The 19122-nt window shown below is 43.5% G+C and carries 16 protein-coding genes; 9 read left to right on the forward strand and 7 right to left on the reverse strand.

The annotated features are described in order from the left end of the window. Positions 1-64: 64 nt before the first annotated feature. From ACTXGH_RS08840 to fahA, 3 genes are all read right to left on the reverse strand, one after another. The gene (locus ACTXGH_RS08840) at positions 65-1108 is read right to left on the reverse strand and encodes a TRAP transporter substrate-binding protein (protein ID WP_439296915.1); all 1044 of its coding nucleotides are present in this window, start codon (positions 1106-1108) and stop codon (positions 65-67) included. A 58-nt stretch (positions 1109-1166) separates the two neighbouring features. Then, on the reverse strand, positions 1167-1742 hold the full coding sequence (locus ACTXGH_RS08845) for a VOC family protein (RefSeq protein WP_439296917.1): 576 nt from the start codon (positions 1740-1742) through the stop codon (positions 1167-1169). A gap of 164 nt (positions 1743-1906) precedes the next feature. Next, the gene (gene fahA, locus ACTXGH_RS08850; RefSeq protein WP_439296914.1) at positions 1907-3199 is read right to left on the reverse strand and encodes a fumarylacetoacetase; all 1293 of its coding nucleotides are present in this window, start codon (positions 3197-3199) and stop codon (positions 1907-1909) included. Positions 3200-3686: 487 nt separating this feature from the next. Here fahA and ACTXGH_RS08855 point away from each other — a divergent pair, with 487 nt between their 5' ends. Further along, entirely contained in the window at positions 3687-4364 is a 678-nt protein-coding gene (locus tag ACTXGH_RS08855; RefSeq protein ID WP_439296913.1) for a DUF421 domain-containing protein, read from the forward strand. Positions 4365-4548: 184 nt separating this feature from the next. Here the strand turns inward: ACTXGH_RS08855 and ACTXGH_RS08860 are convergent, their stop codons facing one another. From ACTXGH_RS08860 to hppD, 4 genes are all read right to left on the reverse strand, one after another. Then, entirely contained in the window at positions 4549-5952 is a 1404-nt protein-coding gene (locus ACTXGH_RS08860) for a Na+/H+ antiporter NhaC family protein (protein ID WP_299219640.1), read from the reverse strand. 91 nt (positions 5953-6043) lie between these two features. Continuing rightward, on the reverse strand, positions 6044-6385 hold the full coding sequence (locus ACTXGH_RS08865) for a 4a-hydroxytetrahydrobiopterin dehydratase (RefSeq protein ID WP_299219637.1): 342 nt from the start codon (positions 6383-6385) through the stop codon (positions 6044-6046). A gap of 137 nt (positions 6386-6522) precedes the next feature. Then, complete coding sequence (gene phhA, locus ACTXGH_RS08870; protein WP_439260923.1) at positions 6523-7356, reverse strand: phenylalanine 4-monooxygenase; 834 nt, start codon at positions 7354-7356, stop codon at positions 6523-6525. 134 nt (positions 7357-7490) lie between these two features. Continuing rightward, complete coding sequence (gene hppD, locus ACTXGH_RS08875; RefSeq protein WP_439260924.1) at positions 7491-8597, reverse strand: 4-hydroxyphenylpyruvate dioxygenase; 1107 nt, start codon at positions 8595-8597, stop codon at positions 7491-7493. Between the two features lie 146 nt (positions 8598-8743). Here hppD and ACTXGH_RS08880 point away from each other — a divergent pair, with 146 nt between their 5' ends. The 8 genes from ACTXGH_RS08880 (at position 8744) to ACTXGH_RS08915 (ending at position 19100) form a co-directional block, all read left to right on the forward strand. Continuing rightward, positions 8744-9673, forward strand: coding sequence for a LysR family transcriptional regulator (locus ACTXGH_RS08880; RefSeq protein ID WP_439296912.1), 930 nt, complete (start codon positions 8744-8746; stop codon positions 9671-9673). Between the two features lie 200 nt (positions 9674-9873). Beyond that, on the forward strand, positions 9874-11070 hold the full coding sequence (locus ACTXGH_RS08885) for an amino acid aminotransferase (protein ID WP_439296911.1): 1197 nt from the start codon (positions 9874-9876) through the stop codon (positions 11068-11070). A gap of 489 nt (positions 11071-11559) precedes the next feature. Then, a complete protein-coding gene (locus ACTXGH_RS08890; protein ID WP_439260927.1) occupies positions 11560-12000 on the forward strand; it encodes a hypothetical protein in 441 nt (146 codons plus the stop codon). 265 nt (positions 12001-12265) lie between these two features. Further along, positions 12266-14419 (forward strand): FAD-dependent oxidoreductase, encoded by a 2154-nt coding sequence (locus ACTXGH_RS08895; protein WP_443561732.1) that lies wholly within the window; start codon positions 12266-12268, stop codon positions 14417-14419. 214 nt (positions 14420-14633) lie between these two features. Beyond that, complete coding sequence (locus ACTXGH_RS08900) at positions 14634-15953, forward strand: ABC transporter substrate-binding protein (RefSeq protein WP_439296909.1); 1320 nt, start codon at positions 14634-14636, stop codon at positions 15951-15953. After that, positions 15950-17710, forward strand: a complete 1761-nt coding sequence (locus tag ACTXGH_RS08905; protein ID WP_439296908.1) for an ABC transporter permease — start codon at positions 15950-15952, stop codon at positions 17708-17710. The genes ACTXGH_RS08900 and ACTXGH_RS08905 overlap by 4 nt, the downstream gene beginning before the upstream one ends. Positions 17711-17761: 51 nt before the next feature. After that, on the forward strand, positions 17762-18406 hold the full coding sequence (locus ACTXGH_RS08910; protein WP_439296907.1) for an ATP-binding cassette domain-containing protein: 645 nt from the start codon (positions 17762-17764) through the stop codon (positions 18404-18406). Positions 18407-18470: 64 nt separating this feature from the next. Continuing rightward, complete coding sequence (locus ACTXGH_RS08915) at positions 18471-19100, forward strand: CDP-alcohol phosphatidyltransferase family protein (RefSeq protein ID WP_439260932.1); 630 nt, start codon at positions 18471-18473, stop codon at positions 19098-19100. Positions 19101-19122: the final 22 nt, after the last annotated feature.

Raw genomic sequence — 19122 nt, forward strand, 5'->3', positions numbered from 1 at the left:
CACAGCCTTGAGATGAGAGTGCTGAGGTTGACTAAAAATGCCATGGGAGATTGCCTTTAATAGGTTAGACTTTACAGCCAACGCTCGCAGCTTTTACTTGCTCATAAACACCTTCACCGTCTAGACCAAGTGCTTCTAGTTCATCAAGATATCTTTGAGTACCTTCTAGTAATGGACCTCTCCACTCAGGATCATTGAGCGGATCTGGAATATCAATCATCGTATCGCCTTTGGCGCGAGCAGCAGCCATCGCAGCTTCATTACTTTCATCAAATATCTTGGCGATACGCTCTGACATGACTATTCCTGAATTATCATCAATAACCTTTTTAAGGTCGTCAGGCAGACTGTTATATTTGTCCTTATTCATAGTCACGACAAAGGTAGAGTTATAAAAAGGAATGTTGGTATGATGACTGAGTAACTCATCGAGACGGAATGCTTGAATAGGCTGCCAAGTAAAGGCTAAGCCATCGATGACACCGCGCTGTAGCGAAGTATAAGTATCACTAGCAGGCATCCCAACAGGAGCTGCACCAATGGTTTCAATGACGTGACTTGCGACTACTGATGGCTGACGGATACGCATACCTTTCATGTCTTCTGGCGTCCGAATCGGTTTGTCAGCAGTATGTAGTGCGCCCTGCCCCGAGCCCATGAGCGACAATAGATGGGTATCTTCATACTCATCCGAGATGGCACCGTTATTATACAATTCATACAAGATACAGGTCTGCTCTTGTGCCGTGTTTGAGATACCAGGTAGCTCTACGACTTGCGTCAAAGGAAAACGACCAGCAGTATAACCTTGCACCTGCATGCCAATATCTACGGTGCCTTTAGCAGCAGCATCGTAGGTGGCACCTGGCTTACTTAGAGTGGCGGAAGGATAAATTTCAATCTTTAAGCGACCATTTGACTCTTCTTCAATCTTTTTGGCCCATGGCTCAAAGCCTTCGGTATTGATATTGTCATTGGCAGTCATAAAATGTGAAAACCGGAGCGTTGTCACATCGTCTGTGCCTGAGGTGGTGGCGCTTTTATCAGAGCAACCGGAGATTGCAAGTACGGCCGCAAGCGTTATGCCAGTAGATAGTTTTGTTCTCATCGTAGAGTCCTTTCTTGATGTTCATTTTTACTAGTGAAATCTTTAAAATCAGCAGTTGCTACTCACCTACAGGTACTTGCTGTTTGGCTTCTTCAAGCTCTGCTGCATGTAAAAACTGCGTATGAGCTGGTGCACGTTTAGTACGTGACCATTCATCAAGCATTTCTTGCTTCATCTCTTCAGTAATCATCGAGATTTTTGCTTCTGAGGCAGAGTCATCATAGGTCAGCTCTAAGCGATGGCCATTGGGATCAAAGAAATAAATAGAGTGAAAAATACCGTGATCGGTCACACCAACAATATCGATGCCAGCAGACTCTAACTGCTCTTTGGCAGCCATAAGCTCGTCACGGTCTTTAACTTTAAGTGCTAAGTGCTGCACCCAACTTGGGGTATTAGGGTCAAACCCCATCTCAGGCTGATTGGGCACTTCAAAAAATGCCAATACATTGCCGTTACCAGCATCTAAAAAGATATGCATGTAGGGATCAAAGGCTTTGGTAGAAGGCACATGGTCTTCAGCGAACGCTAAAATGAAGTCCATGTTTAAGTGTTTTTTGTACCACTCTACGGTTTCTTTAGCATCTTTGCAGCGATAGGCTACGTGGTGAATTTTTTCTATTTTAAAACTCATATCAATATCCTTTTGATAAGGCGCAAAACCTAAGAAGAATGCTTTCACTAGTGTTTTTGGCATACAACCTAAGCCAAGTAGCTGTTTATATTAACGATGACACTATTGCTAACATTCATATTAATAACAGCTATTGACTGTTTTGCGCTTATACTGTGTAAATTTTATGCGTCAAAATCAAAGTTTAAAGCTGGTAGCACCTTTCCGCGCACTTCACCAAAGCCGACTCGAATACCATCCTTTTCACTATAGCCTTTCATAATGACCGTATCGCCATCTTCGATAAAGGTACGTGTGCTCCCGCCTTTGAGCTCAACAGGTTTGGTCGCGTTCCAAGCAATCTCAAGCATTGAGCCGTACGAATCTGGCGTTGGTCCTGAGATAGTACCTGAGCCCATCATATCGCCGACCTCAACTTTACAGCCAGTAATGGTGTGATGCGTCAATTGCTGCGCCATCGACCAATACATGTATTTAAAATTGGTTTCAGAGATGACGGTAGCGCTCTCCGCATTTTCTGGAAGCAACTCTACTGACAAATTAATGTCAAAGCTGTTATCAGATTTTGTTTCTTGTAGATAAGCCAATGGCTTGGGATCTTGGTTTGGAATTGACGTTTTAAAAGGTTCTAGCGCATCTAAAGTGACAATCCAAGGAGATATCTCTGAAGCAAAGGTTTTGGCATTAAAAGGACCTAATGGCACATACTCCCATTTTTGAATATCACGGGCTGACCAATCATTAAACAGAACCATACCAAAGATATGATCCCACGCGTTTTTGATAGAGATAGGCTCACCGATTTTGTTGGGTTGTCCCACGATAAAGGCGGTCTCAAGCTCAAAATCAAGGCGCTTACATGGCGCGAAAATAGGACGCTCGTCTGGATTGGGTTTGAGCTGACCTGATGGACGAATGATATCTGTAGCACCTGTCACGAAGACCGTACTGGCGCGTCCGTTGTAGCCGACTGGCATCTCTGTCCAGTTAGGCAATAGCGCATTAGCAGGATCACGGAACAGCGTACCAACGTTAGTAGCATGCTCTTTGGACGAATAAAAATCAGTGTAACCAGGCACATGAACAGGCAGATGCATCGTGACATCAGCTTGCTTAAATAACGCCTTGCCTTGCAAGTCTTGGTTGTCGCGTAGCGTGTCCGTATCGGCAGATAGCAAGGTCTGAATGGTACTACGCGCGCTAGTCCAATTATCCCGACCAGAATCAATAAAGGCGTTCAATGTCGGCTGATCAAAATAGCTACCGCCTTCTAATTTAAGTAAGCCTTCGGCTTCAAGTACCGCTAAGTCTAAAACGTGCTCACCAATGGCGACACCAGCACGGCGCTTACCATCGGCAGTGTCACTAAAGATGCCATAAGGTAAATTGTGGATAGAAAAATCAGAATCGCTTGCGATATCGAGAAATGAGGAAAGGTTTTTGTCACTCGTTGACATAGGTGGCTCCTTGCTAGCTAATTGGTTTAAAAACTATTTTTGTAAAAATCACTGTGATAAAAGACAAATCTTATCAAATAATTATAGATAAATCACAAATATAAAATTACGTATAGATTAACTACTTACGTATAAGGTAATTTAAATTCATCAATATTGCAAGCGATTCCTAGGCTTTTGAGTAAGTTAAAAAAAACTCATCTATGTTCGAACGTTTTGTTTTTTTAGTAGCTATGTTTTTAATATCTATGTTTTTAGTCCCTATTTTTTAATCCTTATTTTTAGCTTTTATATTGCTTTACGTTATAAGGTATAAAGATATTGATTTATAATGCGGCAGGCATTCAAACACGCTGTAGCGGTTTGTCATAGGCTCTATTTATGACGTGAAACCATGGCAGCAAAGCATGACTTTAATTGAAGGCAGTAGTAATAACGATGGCATGATTAATAATAATAATTGATCACTAAAAAAGGATAAACATACATGGATCTGGCAAGCATCTTTATTCATGACACTACTTGGGCATTTGCCGCCGAAATCGTGATACGCGTAGTAGTAATGTTTAGCATGATTATTATATTTTTACGTTTTACTGGTAAACGCGGTGTCCGGCAGCTGTCTATTTTTGAGCTGACGATTATTTTGTCACTAGGTTCTATCGCTGGTGATCCGATGTTTACCGAGGACTTACCCATCATTCAAGCACTGCTCATCATGAGTATTGTGATTATCATGTATCGACTCTGCACTTGGATGATGATGAAATATCAGCCTTTTGAGGATCTTTTGGAAGGAAAGTCGCTTTATATCGTCGAAGATGGCACGTTAGTACTGGATAAAATTAAAAGAGGCAAAATGTCACATGACGAATTTTTTGCTGAAATGCGCCAACAAGGGGTTGAACACTTAGGCCAGGTACGTGTCGGCTTATTAGAAACTGATGGCTCATTTAGTTTATTGCTATTTGCGCCCGATGAAACACAGTATGGTTTGCCACTTTTTCCTAAGCAGTACCAAGCAACTGACGAGATAGACCCAAAGCATTGCTATGCTTGCATGCATTGTGGTTATGTCGATTATATTATTAAACCAGATCAGCGGTGCGTGCGCTGTGAATGTAAAAGTTGGGCGAAAGCCTTAGATAGTGGCATTGTTAGATAGTGGTATTGTTAGATAGTGGCATTGTTATGTTAGACAGTAAGATGGTCAGATAGCAAAACTGTTAGATAGCTCAAAATTGGCCTTTGATTGACACAAAACCAATAAAGCCGTCACCAAAAATTTGGGACGGCTTTATTGGTTTAAATAAGCATTAGCAAAATATACAATCGTCACTAAAACCTAACTATCGAGCGGATACTTTGGTGCCATCCTTACGACTAATGGTAAGCCCCGTAAAACCAAATAACAATGTCAACAGTAGCGATAAATAACAGAAAAACGCATAAGGTAGATAATCCAGTACTGGCACGCCTAATGCTTGACTGATAAATACCCCGCACACACTCCAAGGTACGAGTGGATTGATGACTGTACCTGCATCCTCGATGGTACGAGATAAGTTCTTTGGATGTAAGTTTAAGCGCTCAAATATCGGACGAAACGCAGTACCTGAGAGTAAGATACTTAAATACTGCTCACCGATTAACACGTTGATACTGAGTGCTGACATGGCCGCGGCAAATATTGCGCGCCCCGAGCTGGTCAAAGTGTCTTTGATACCTGATAGCAGCGCTGGCAGGATACCTAAAGCGCTTAGCAAGCCACCAAGGCTCAGTGCCAATATCACAATCATCTGAGTAAAGAACATGCTTTGTACGCCGCCACGTGAGAGCATACCGCCAACTTCTCCAAGCTCCAATGTCTCAGCGGGCGCATAGCCTGCAAAGAAGTATCCTCCTAGTTGTCCAAGGCTCGGTGAACTGTGCAAATAGGTAACAATCAATGCCGCAACAATGGTACAAATAATGGTATAGATGGCATTAACCCGAAACAAGGCCAACCCTACAAGTACCACAAACGGTAATACTGCATAACCATGTACCAAACCACTTTCGATCAGCTGTCCTTGCAAAACTGTCACTTGACTCAAATCACCACTGACAGTTTGTCCTGAGAAGAACCAGAACAGTATGACCGTCAGTATCCAAGCAGGTACCGTGGTGTACATCATATTGCGAATGTGCTCGAATAAATCAATACCCACAACTGATGAAGCGATGGTACAGGTATCAGATAATGGCGACATTTTATCACCGAAAAACGCCCCTGATACCACAGCGCCAGCAGCGATAGCGACATTGGCATCGAACGCATTACTCATTCCAATAAACGCCACGCCCAAGGTTGCCGCAGTGGTCAAACTGCTGCCCAGTGCAATGCCGATGATCGAGGTAAGTACAAAGGCTGAGATGTAATAAAACTCTGGTGATATCAGCTCAAAGCCAAAATACATCAGTGTCGGTATGGCGCCAGACATCATAAGTGCAGCAACCATCAAACCAATAAAGAAAAACAGATAAATAGCACCGATACCGCGCATTACGCCCGAGGCCATTTGTCCTTGCATGTCATCAAAGCTTAGACCTTTGAATAGTCCAATAGCCAATAGCACACAGATAGCAAGTATCAACGACAAATGAGGTACCCAGCCAAAGCCGATCATGGTGATACCCATAATAGCGATGACAGTGATGGCGATAGTAAATGCGAGTCTAGGTGAAAACTGAGTAAGTATTTGTGGCGGCATCACACATCCTTAAATGACCAATTAAAATTGGTTTGGGGTTGGATTTTAATGTGGTAAGTTTACTAAGTCGCTTTGATTATTACTATACTCATTATTGACCATATAGACTATCTGTCTTGGCTGCCATGATAAAATCATTGCGATGCAGACCTTTAATACTGTGTGACCACCATGTAACCGTCGCTTTGCCCCACTCTACCAATATGCCAGGATGATGACCTTCAGCTTCTGCAATATCTGCAAGCTGATTGGCAAACGCCATAGCGGTGACAAAGTTTTTGAATTTATATTGACGCTGTAGCTGATTGATACCATTGTCTTCAATGAGTGACCAATCAGGTATTTGTTGCAGCAGCTCGCGTGCTTCACCTTCCTCGACTGTTGGGGCACCGATACGGCAGGCTTCGCAGCTGGCTTGAGATAATGTTGTCATAGTAAATTCCTTTTATTTTAACTATTAAGTTTTTATTAAATGCACGTCTATGTTGACATGATTGTTTACTTAAACAATCTATGTTGCAGTACTTTTGGTAAAGTCGTTCGTTGATTAAGTAATCGATTATTAAATGATCAACTGGTTTCAACCTGATATGTTGGCTCAAACATGCCAAGTGACATCGCCTGCTTGACCACTCCCATGATATCGCTATTCACGATATCAAATAGCGTATCTAAATCATCAATAACATAGTAGATAGGCTGAATGTGGTCAATACGATAAGGGGTACGTAACACATCTAGCAAATCGAAGGCTCGGTGCTCAGGTTGATGATGGGATTGAGGGTTTGACTGGTTTTGAGTCTCGTTGCTGAGCGCATAAATGGTTTCAGATGGTGAGCTCAAAATACCGCCGCCATAAATTCGGCGGGTATCCTGCGTTTGCCCGACCAAACCAAACTCAATGGTAAACCAATAAAGACGTGCCAAAAATAGCCTTTCTTCTTTACTGGCATTAAGACCAAGCTTGCCATAAGTTTCATTGAAGGTAGCAAAAGCAGGATGAGTCAGTAGCGGACAGTGTCCGACAATCTCATGAAAGATATCCGGCTCTTCGATGTAATCCATGTCATCAAAGCGGCGGATAAAGGTCGCAACAGGGAAGGATTTATTGGCCAAAAGTTTAAAGAACTTACCAAAGCTAATCAAAGCAGGCACCGCGGCTGTTTGCCAACCTGTCGTCGCTTGTAGCACTTCATCGATATCGTGCAATTGCGGGATACGATCTGACGGTAGATTGAGCTTTTTAAGTCCCTCTAGATATTCTGAGCAAGCGCGGTTGGGTGTATGTTTGGCTTGACGCTCGAGCAGCGCTTGCCACATGGCATGCTCATCATCACTGTAGTGAATGTGACCATTGGCATCAGGTTGATGCGAGAGATAGGGTTGTTTGTTTTGGCGTTCCATGCCGATGCTCCTTTTTCCGTATATCCGTTTTATTTGTGTCAGTACTTTAATAACGCTATATGTTCGATACTACAGCGTGAACGATGGCAAGACAAATCGCCTTTTGCCTTGCCATGTTTGTTTGGTGGATAAGTTTACTCTGTTTCGGTTTCTGTCTCAGACTGACCGATAGCGCCGCGGCGCACTTGATCGCGCTCTATCGATTCAAATAGTGCTTTAAAGTTACCTTCACCAAAGCCCTCATCATAGTCGCCTTTACGTTGGATAAATTCAAAGAATACTGGGCTACCTAAGATAGTTTCAGAGAAAATCTGTAATAGCAGACGCGGTGTGCCGCCCTCGGTAGTACCATCGAGTAAGATGCCGCGCGTTTGTAATTCAGAGACGTCTTCACCATGGTTCGGTAAGCGCTCGCTCAGCATTTCATAATAGGCGGCCGTTGGCGCGGTCATAAGCGGTATACCCGCCGTTTTTAGTTTATCGATACTGGCAAATAAGTCATCACTGGCTAAAGCAATATGCTGAATACCCTCACCATTGAAGCTCATTAGATACTCTTCGATTTGTCCGCCGCCCTGCTTTGATTCTTCGTTTAACGGAATGCGGATTTTGCCATCAGGCGCCGTCATGGCTTTACTGGTCAGGCCAGTATATTCGCCTTTAATATCGAAATAGCGGATTTCACGGAAGTTAAAGATGCGCTCATAAAAGTTTGCCCAATAAGCCATGCGCCCACGGTAAACGTTATGGGTCAGGTGATCAATAACCTTGAAGCCATGACCAACCGGATACTTATCTACATCTGGGAAGAACTCAAAATCGACGTCATAGATAGACTCACCATCTTTAAAACGATCAATCAGATAAATCAGTGAGCCGCCGATACCTTTGATAGCAGGAAGTCTTAACTCCATCACCCCTGTCGGTACCTCTACTGGCTGGGCACCATTTTTAATTGCCAGCTCGTAAGCTTTTTTGGAGTCTTTCACGCGAAAACCCATGCTACAAGCTCCTGCCCCATGCTCTTCTACAAAGTAACTGGCTTGGCTTCTTGGCTCACGGTTTAATATAAGATTGATGTCACCTTGACGGTATAAAGAGACATCTTTAGATCGGTGATTGGCGACATGGGTAAAACCAAGCTGCTCAAAAAGCGCTTCTACTGCTTCAGGTTGTGGTGAGGCGAATTCGACAAAATCAAACCCTTGCAAGCCTACTGGGTTTTCAAATAAATCTGCCATTGTAATCATCCTTAACGTTAATCGGTGGTATGAAATCCATATAAAAGTTGTATATATCAATGCAATGTATTGACGATGTGTCCATCTTAGAGTAGCTTTATTTATAAGACTAATTGTTTTTTTTAATTTATTTATCAGGTTTACTTATGAATATCAGTATTCGCCAATTGACCGCTTTTATCAAAGTCGCTGATAGTGGCAGCTTTACCCGTGCTAGTGATCAGATGTATTTGACCCAATCAGCTGTGAGCGGATTGATCAAAGAGTTGGAGACCAGTCTTGGCATCGTGTTGTTTGATCGCACCACGCGTCAGCTATCTTTGTCGGTCGTAGGCAGACATTTACTGCCGCAAGCTCGGCGGGTCCTTAATGAGATGCAATTGTTTGAAAACGAAGCGAGCAGTCTGATGAGTCTTGCGCAAGGTCAAGTCCGGCTAGCGGTGTCACAATTTGCTGCTTCTTCTATGCCTGCGGTTATCGCTCAGTTTGCTAAAGAATATCCTGATATCAGCGTGTCTTTAATAGATTGCTCTGCAGAAAACGTTTTGCAACATATTCAAGATATTGAAGTCGATTTGGGCGTTGGTACGGAGCTTGGTTTCATGGAAAGTGAAGACGACATCAGAGCCGATTTGTTATATGAGTTGCCATTTTGCGTGGTGATGCCAGATAATCATCCGCTGGCTAAGCAAAGCGAGGTGATCTGGCAGGATTTGATAGATATTCCGCTTATTACCTTACAAGGGCCTTTTATTGAACAAGTGACCGCCGAGCTGGATGAGACCATTGCTTCTCATATTCAGCAAGCACGCTATAAAGTCAACTTTATGTCGACTGCACTTGAGATGACGCGTCAGGGCTTTGGTATTACTTTATGCTTGCCTTATATGCCAGAAGTCATTGATTGGGTAAGTGCCAATGGCCTACAAATGCGCCCACTCGCACAGCCTGTTAAAGTGCGTAGGTTCTTTATATATCAGCGTTCATCGCGAGCGCTATCGCCTGCCAGTATTGCTTTTAAAGAGTTTTTGCAGACTTATTTTGCAAGCCATTTTAACGATTATAAAGGAAGCTAGCGTAAGTAGACGCTATTTTTAAATGGTTGTTAGCCATTTAATTGGCTAAAAATATATTTAGATTATCAAATAGCTCATCTAATCAGTTAATTAATCAATATGGTTGAATCTATCGTTGAGTTAATTGTCAATCTGGTTTATGCTTTTTGGCGGCTTCGTGTCTATTCTTGTGCTTTATTTTATTCTTGTAAGGAAAAAAAATGTTTGAACGTATCGACTACTACGCGGGTGATCCAATCTTGGGGCTGATGGACAAGTTTGCAAAAGACAGCAATCCCGATAAAGTAAACTTGGGCGTGGGTGTGTACTACGACGAAGACGGTAAAATGCCAGTACTTGAATGTGTAAAAACTGCCGAACAGCGCATTGCAGACCCTGTCTCTCCGCGTCCTTATTTACCAATGGCAGGGCTACCAGGTCACCGTAAAGGTTGTCAGGAACTGTTATTCGGTAAAGATGCGCAAGTATTAAAAGACAGTCTTGTCGCTACCATCGCTACTATTGGCGGCTCTGGCGCATTAAAAGTAGGTGCTGAATTTATTCATGAATGGTTCCCGCAATCTAAATGCTATGTGAGCGACCCAACATGGGGCAACCATATTGCTATCTTTGAGGGCAGTGATGTTGAAGTTGGCAAATACCCCTACTACGATAAAGCCACTGGCGGCATCAAATTCGATGAGATGATTGCGTTCTTTGAGACGTTAAACAAAGACGATGTTCTTTTACTTCATCCTTGCTGCCACAACCCAACGGGCGTGGATTTGACCAAAGAGCAGTGGGATCAAGTGCTAAACGTCATTCAAGAGCGCGAGCTGATTCCATTCATGGATATCGCTTATCAAGGTTTTGGCGAAGATATGGACAGCGATGCTTATGCTATTCGTAAGGCAGTCGATATGGGTCTACCGCTGTTTGTCAGCAACTCATTCTCCAAAAACCTGTCGTTATACGGTGAGCGTGTCGGCGGCTTATCAGTCGTTTGCCCAACTACTGATGAAGCCGAGCGTGTCTTTGGTCAGCTGACTTCTACAGTACGCCGTATCTACTCAAGCCCACCATCACATGGCGGACGCGTCGTCGATATCATCATGAATGACGAAGCCTTGCACGAGCAATGGATCGGTGAGGTTTATGGCATGCGTGACCGTATTAAAGCCATGCGTATGAAGCTAAAGTCGGTACTAGAGGCCAAAATTTCTGATCGTAACTTTGATTACCTGACTAATCAAAACGGCATGTTTAGCTTTACAGGATTGACGCCTGAGCAAGTGGAGCAAATGAAAACCAAGTTTGGTATTTACATGGTTTCCAATTCGCGTATGTGCGTCGCTGGTCTAAATGTGGATAACGTCGACTATGTCGCCAATGCGATGGTCGAAGTTTTGAAAGGTTAATTATCTAACACAGTATTTTAGATATCGTGTTATAGATATCTGATTTAAAAAAAGGTTGAGCATTGGCTCAGCCTTTTTTATTTGTCTATCTCTTTTACCCGTTTCTATTTAAAATCGCGTTTTGCTGAAATTAATTAGGAAAAATATTTCCCATTACGATTTGTGCAGCTCAAAAGGCTAATCATATATAACGTTGAGTGTATATAAAATAATCACCTTTAAGCTAGCATTGCTAATGTAGTAAAAGAGTGTAACGAATTCTTATAACCGTAAGGTACCAGACAATACAAACTTGAACAATCATTCAAGAACAACTACAATAAGTTTCTTTATAGTGTTTAGCAGCAATATTGTATTCATTTTTGAGCAATCACTCAATATGATAAATATTTTACTTATGTCTATTCTATGATGATGAAAAGTATCAGTACTCATTTTATTCATTAATTGTTTGAACCCACTTTCAAAATTTCTCAAAAGCGAAAACTTATGCAAAAAGTTATGCCAAAATATTTGCCACTTTCATTATTATTGCTTCGACTTGGTATTTTCATTGTTTTTTTAGTTTGGACGCTCGACAAGCTTATTCATCCCGAACACGCTGCAGGTGTTTTCTCAAAATTTTATGGTCTTGAGGCCATGAGTGAGACGATATTCCTCGCTATAGGTATCGCTCAATTGGTTCTTATTTTGACATTTGCTGTCGGTTTATTTAAAACTTGGACTTATGGCGCCGTCTTATTGCTCCATGCTATCTCGACTTTCTCAACCTTTGGCTTATACCTCAAACCTTTTGATAATCTACTGTTTTTTGCCGCGTGGCCAATGTTAGCTGCCTGTGTCGCGTTATTTTTAATGCGAGATTGGGACACATTAACGTTAGGCAAAAAAACCTTTTTAACGCAAACTCATAAAGTACCTACTAAATAGAGCTTATTCAGTAGAGTTTATTAGATCGTGCCTATTATTAGACTAAAGCATGTCCTCATTTTGATAATGGTAATATAAATACTAGTTAGCAGAACACAGGCTATATACTGTTAAGAATGATAAGTTGGCTGTTTTGTGGTTAATAAACCAATAGGCCGTTCAAACCATTCAATGTAATGGCTGCTACTCTTAAGACGATGCAGATGCTTAACCGAAAAAACCATTGTATCTTTAACCTTTGCCCCACTATTTAGCCGGACATTTCATGATTAAAAGAATATTTTTGATACTGTTAATATTGATATTAGCGGCAAGCTTTTTCTACTTTGACCTAAATCAATTATTGACGCTTGACGGCTTAAAAGGGTCGATGGCGCAATTTAACGACTATAAAGCGCAATCACCGCTGTTGATTATTGGCGGTTTCTTTTTACTTTATGTCGTCGTCACCGCCTTATCCTTACCTGGTGCAGCTATTTTAACCTTAGCGGCTGGGGCATTATTTGGCTTATGGCAAGGCTTATTGGTGGCCTCATTTGCCTCCAGTATTGGTGCGACACTAGCGTTTTTAACCTCACGTTATTTACTGCGTGATACGATTAAGCAGCGCTTTCCTGAGCGCTTAGCAGCTATTGATGCTGGCGTTGAAAAAGAAGGCGGGTTTTACTTATTTACCTTACGCTTAGTACCGATATTTCCGTTCTTTTTGATTAATTTACTCATGGGCGTCACCGCAATTAAAGCGAGGACATTCTACTGGGTAAGCCAAGTTGGTATGCTTGCGGGCACCTTTGTATTCGTTAATGCCGGTACGCAACTGGCGCAAATTGACAGTTTGTCAGGGATTTTATCATTTAATTTAATTGTCTCATTTGCGTTATTAGGCTTCTTCCCATTAATAGCAAAAGGGATATTAAATATGCTAAAAAAACGCCGCGTCTATAAAAACTATAGCAAACCTAAAAAATTCGACCGTAATATGATCGTAATTGGCGCTGGTGCTGGCGGGCTAGTCACCAGCTATATCGCGGCGACCGTCCGAGCAAAAGTGACATTAATCGAAGCGGGTGAGATGGGTGGCGACTGCTTAAACTATGGCTGTGTACCGAGTAAAGCCCTGATTAAAAGCGCGAAAGTCGCCGAACAAATGCGCCATGCTGAGCGCTATGGTTTAGACAATACGCCACCAGAGTTCTCATTCAAAAATGTCATGAGCCGTATCCATAAAGTCATCGCTGACATCGCGCCAAACGACAGCGTCGAGCGCTATACCGACTTGGGTGTCGAAGTGTTAAAAGGTTATGCCAAATTCATCGATCCATGGACGGTAGAGATTGCACTAAACGATGGCGGCACGCAAACACTAACCGCACGTTCCATCGTTATTGCGACTGGCGCACGCCCATTTGTCCCAGACTTGCCGGGTTTGGAAGAAACCGGCTATGTGACCAGTGACACCATATGGAATAAATTTACCGAATTAGAAGAAGCGCCGAAAAAACTGGTCGTACTTGGCGGCGGGCCTATCGGTTCTGAGCTGGCGCAAGCCTTTGCACGCTTAGGCTCCAATGTGACCCAAATCGAAAGAGGCGCGCGTCTTATGAAAAAAGAAGACGTGGAAGTCTCTGAATTTGCGGAGAAAGTACTCGTCGAGAGTGGCGTAAATGTCTTAACCTCGCATCAAGCGATACGCTGTGAGATACGTGACGACAAAAAATATATTGTGGTGAAACACAATGAGGCAGAAATCGCGATTGAATATGACGAATTGCTTTGTGCCGTTGGACGTAGTGCGCGCTTAGAAGGCTATGGCCTAGAAGCATTAGGTGTTGAAACTGAGCGTACTATTGAGACGGATGACTATCTAGAGACCCTCTATCCCAATATCTACGCGGCAGGTGATGTCGTCGGTCCTTATCAATTTACTCATGTGGCCTCCCATCAGGCATGGTACGCCGCCGTCAACGGCCTATTTGGGCATCTAAAGAAGTTTAAAGTAGATTATCGCGTGATTCCGTGGACGACCTTTATAGACCCAGAAGTCGCGCGCGTTGGCTTAAATGAACAAGAGGCTGTTGAGAAAGGCATCGACTTTGAGATTACCCGCTACGACTTTAAAGATTTAGATCGCGCAGTGACGGAAAGCGTCAACGATGGCTTCATCAAAGTGATTACCCCTAAAGGTAAAGATAAAATACTCGGCGTGACCATCGTCGCTGCGCATGCTGGGGATATCATGCCGGAGTTTATACTGGCGATGAAACATGGTTTAGGACTGAATAAAATACTCGGCACCATTCATATGTATCCAACGTGGGCGGAGGGCAATAAATACGCGGCTGGTGAATGGAAACGCAATCATGCGCCTGAAACGGTATTAAACTGGCTTGAGAAATACCATACATGGCGTCGAGGTTAATTAGCCTTCCAGTGAAACTCGATGCTGTTGCAACTCATTAATTTCATCGTCTTTTAGACAATTGATTTTTTTAGAAATAAGTGCTGCTGGGATAAATTTTTTGAAGCCTCTGGAGTGACGGAGTCACACAGCAAGCGAAGAAAATTTGTACCAACGGCACGCTTCAGAATCTATGATTGAATGACATTTAATACGGGTTATAACGAGAACATAAATGTACGTTATTAAATCTTTACCAGCTTTGCCAACGCTAAAAAACCTAAGTCGCTATAGCGCCTATGCTGTAGCGCTTAGCGTTTGTGCGGTTATTTCTTCAAGCATCTCTGCCAACACCGCTTCATCTACTACTGCCGTAAGTAATGAAGTATCCTCGTATTGGCAGCAGATAGAGACGCAAGGTAAAAACCAAGACGTTTACTTTTATGCATGGGGCGGTGACCCGCAAATCAATGCTTATCTACAGTGGGCCGCCAAGCAAGTCGATGATAAATACAATATCAATTTGGTTCATGTCAAGTTAAGCGACACGAGTGAAGCTGTCAGCCGCGTACTTGCGGAAAAGTCCGCCAATAATAATGATGGAGGCAGCGTGGATCTTATCTGGATAAATGGCGCCAACTTTGCCACCATGAGTGAGAATTCATTATTACGTAAACAATGGGCAAACAAACTACCGAATTTTGCGTTGACCGACCCAGACAATAATCCTGCCGTTAACTTCGATTTTGGTGTACCGACCAATGGTATGGAAGCACCATGGGGACAAGCCTCGCTGACCTTTTATTACGACAGCTTATCAACTGACAAGCCACCAACCACTTTAAATGAGCTGGTCAATTGGACGGCGCAAAACCCCGGGCGTTTTAGCTATCCAAAGCCGCCTGACTTTTTAGGCATGAGCTTTTTAAAATACGCTTTAGTCATGTTGCACGAACAACAGGATGCTAAAATAGGCGAAAATACCAAACCACAGCTCAACCTGCCAGCCACTGAGCAGAATACAGACATAGTATTAGCCCCTTTATGGAAATTTTTAGATGATTTACATCCAACTCTATGGCGTAAGGGTGAGCAATTTGTGCAAACGGGCGCGCACATGCGGCGCTTGGTTGATGATACCGAGCTTAGCTTAGCCTTTAGCTTTTCTGCGCCAGAAGTGCCAGCGGCGGTGCAGCGTTATGACTTACCCCAGAGCATTCGTAGCTATGCGATGAGCGATGGCAGCTTGAGTAACACGCATTTTGTGGCCATTCCCTATAATGCCAGCCATCCGCAAGCCGCGCAGCTGGTGGCAAACTTCTTGCTGAGTCCAGAAGCACAGGCTAAAAAGCAAATGCCTGCTGTATGGGGTGATAAAACTGTACTTGTCCAATCGACGCTCGACTCTGAGCAACAAGCGCTATTTAAGACTAGCAAACCGCATCCGAGCGCCCTACCGGTTGACGCGATAAAACGGACCGTGAATGAACCACATCCAAGCTGGGTTGATGCCATTATGCAAGGCTGGCAGGCGCGTTATGGAGTCAGCCCATGAGTAAAGATTCTAATAATAAAACGGCTGATGCAAGCACTAGAACGATAGATCCTTATAAAACAGACCTATTTACGCGCATTGTATCATTGAGTCCGAAATTTTTACTGCTACTGTTAATATTACCCGTACTCGGTGGTTTGATCAGCGTGCTGTTGCCTGCCTTTAGCTGGGTGCCCGCACTTGAAAAAACGACCGTTAGTCTACAAGGATTTAACGATCTGTGGCAGACGCCCGGTCTTAGCCAAATGGTAGCGCTCAGCATCGCTACTGGATTGATAAGTACGCTACTCGCTTTTGTCATATCTTTAATGGTATTGGCGGCATTTTTTAATAGCGTTTGGTTGACCCGTATTGAGCGTTTGCTGAGTCCAATCTTGGTCATTCCTCATGCAGCGGCAGCCATCGCGGTTGGCTTTTTAATTGCGCCTTCTGGTATGTTTTCACGCCTCATTTCACCGCTTCTAAGTGGCTGGGAGTTGGCGCCAAGCGGTATGTTTCCACATGACCCTTACGGCATCAGCATCATTTTGGGTTTAACGTTGAAAGAGCTGCCGTTTCTATTATTAATGGCACTAGGCGCATTGGCACAACCAGAGCTTGGTAAAAAGCTGCGTCTACAATATAAAGTTGCACTAAATCTCGGCTATTATCCCATCACTTCCTTTTTTAAAGCTGTCCTCCCAATTCTCTATCCTTTTTTACGTTTGCCTATCTTAGCCGTCCTTGCTTATGCCAGTGCCAGCGTAGAAATGCCATTGATACTCGGTCCAAATACGCCGCCAACACTAGCAGTCACCATCATGCAATGGTTTAACGATGTGGATTTAAACTTACGTATAAAAGCCTCGGCAGGCGCATTATTACAGCTGGCGTTGACGGGTGGCTTAATTGCCTTGTGGCTCGGTGGTGAGAGAGCAATAAAAGCTTGCTTTAATGGCACGTTGCTCAATGGCAAGCGCCACTATGCCGATGCACTCTGGCAAAAAATCGCCGCCACGCTTACCACTGTAGTGATTGGCTTTATTTTGCTGGCGCTCATTGGACTGGTCATGTGGTCTGTGGCTGGTTTTTGGCGCTTTCCCGCCGTATTGCCAGAGCAGCTTGTGTTATTACATTTTCAAAGTGCCTTTATGCAAATGGGTACGCCATTATTTAATACCGTTACGATCGGTATCGTGAGTACGGTATTTGCCATTGTGCTGACTTTATTATGTTTAGAAGCCGAGCAATTAAGTAAAAAGCCACTTTCAAGATTTACCAGTTTCATTATCTATTTGCCGCTATTAGTGCCCAGCATTGCCTTTTTATTTGGTTTGGTGTGGCTACAGCAGTTGGTGAATAATCAAACGGCATTTTTTAATGTGGCGTTCACCCATCTGCTCTTTGTGCTGCCTTATGTGTTTTTATCACTTGCCAGCAGCTACAGGCGTCTAGACCCGCGTTTTGCTCATGTAGCCGCGAGCCTTGGTGCAACTCCTGCTAAAGTATTTTTGCAGGTCAAATTGCCCCAGCTGTTTGCACCGATTTTGATTGCTATCGCCCTTGGTTTGGCCATTAGCTTTGGTCAGTATCTGCCGACGCTACTCGCAGGCGGCGGACGTATCGCCACCATCACCACCGAAGCGGTGACTCTCGCCAATGGTGCCAGTAGGCGCACCAGTGCGGTGTATGCCATCATCCAAATGGCACTGCCGTTAATTGGCTTTATATTGGCGTGGGTATTGCCGAAGTATTTCTTTAAAAGTGGCACTCGTTAGAAATCCAGACGTTAAAAACTCAGTCGTTAAAAACACAAAAAAGGGCCCTTGATGCAATCCTCTTTACAGATAAAAGACTTACAGTTATATCGACAAGACGAGCTATTACTCAGCCTAAATGAGCAAATTACTGGTGGTGAGATACTGACCGTCATGGGCCCATCTGGCAGTGGTAAATCGAGCTTATTGAACTGGTTAACAGGTACCTTACCGAATAATTTCGCCGCTACTGGTGATGTCTGGTTAAATGATGAAAACGTAAGTCATTTGCCGACGCATCTACGGCATATTGGGGTACTGTATCAAGATGCTCTACTGTTTTCTCATTTATCGGTCGCAGGTAATATTGCTTTTGCGATGCCTAAAGGCAATAAAGTGGGCAATAAAAAACAGCGCCGTGAAAAAATAGCACAAGCGCTGGCACAAGTGGGGCTAGCAGGCATGGGAGATCGCCATCCCGATAATTTATCGGGCGGACAACAAGCACGAGTGGCGCTACTTAGAACACTATTGAGCGAGCCAAAAGCGATACTGCTTGATGAGCCTTTTAGCAAGCTCGATACCCAGCTGCGAGTAGACACGCGCCAACTGGTATTTGAGCAAATCCGCACCCATAAACTCCCCGCCATTATGGTCACGCACGATCGTAGCGATGCTGAGGCCGCAAAGGGTAAAGTCATTCATTTAGACCTGTAGCTCTAAACCTGTAGTCTTAGAATTATAACCTTAAACATTGAAGCGAAATATAAAAGGCAAGCGCATGCTAGACAAATTTCTCACGCCCATGATTAAGCCGATGCTAGCCCCTGTGGTCGTTGTATTGCACAAACGCGGTATCACGGCTGATCAACTCACGGTGGCGGGCTTTTTAATCGGCATGTTAGCCTTACCACTGCTGGCGTTTGAATTGTGGTATGGCGCACTTGCAGCGATTGTATTGAATCGTATTTTTGATGGTCTTGATGGCGCGCTAGCTCGTCATGCACAGCAAAGCTCAAGCGCAGGCGGCTACTTAGACATTACGCTCGACTTTTTATTTTATGCAGCAGTTCCGCTAGGCTTTATCTTGGCAAATCCTGAACAAAACGCCATTGCAGGCGCTTTATTACTCGCCGCTTTTATTGGTACAGGCTCCAGCTTTTTAGCATTTGCCATCGCTGCAGAAAAGTTTAAACTGGATAAACCACAGTTTAAATATAAAAGCTTTTATTATTTAAACGGCTTGACGGAAGGCACCGAAACCATCGCGCTGTTTGTTGCCTTTTGCATTTGGCCGCAGCACTTTATATTACTCGCTGGCATTTTTGCAACTGCCTGCGCCATTACGATTTTTACCCGTATCCATGGTGGCTACCATACCCTCAAACAACTAGAAGTAAATGCCCATTAAAAATATGCAGTTTGTACCAATC

Origin of the sequence: Psychrobacter sp. 1Y10 (assembly GCF_052259005.1) — a bacterium.
Lineage (GTDB): Bacteria > Pseudomonadota > Gammaproteobacteria > Pseudomonadales > Moraxellaceae > Psychrobacter > Psychrobacter saeujeotis.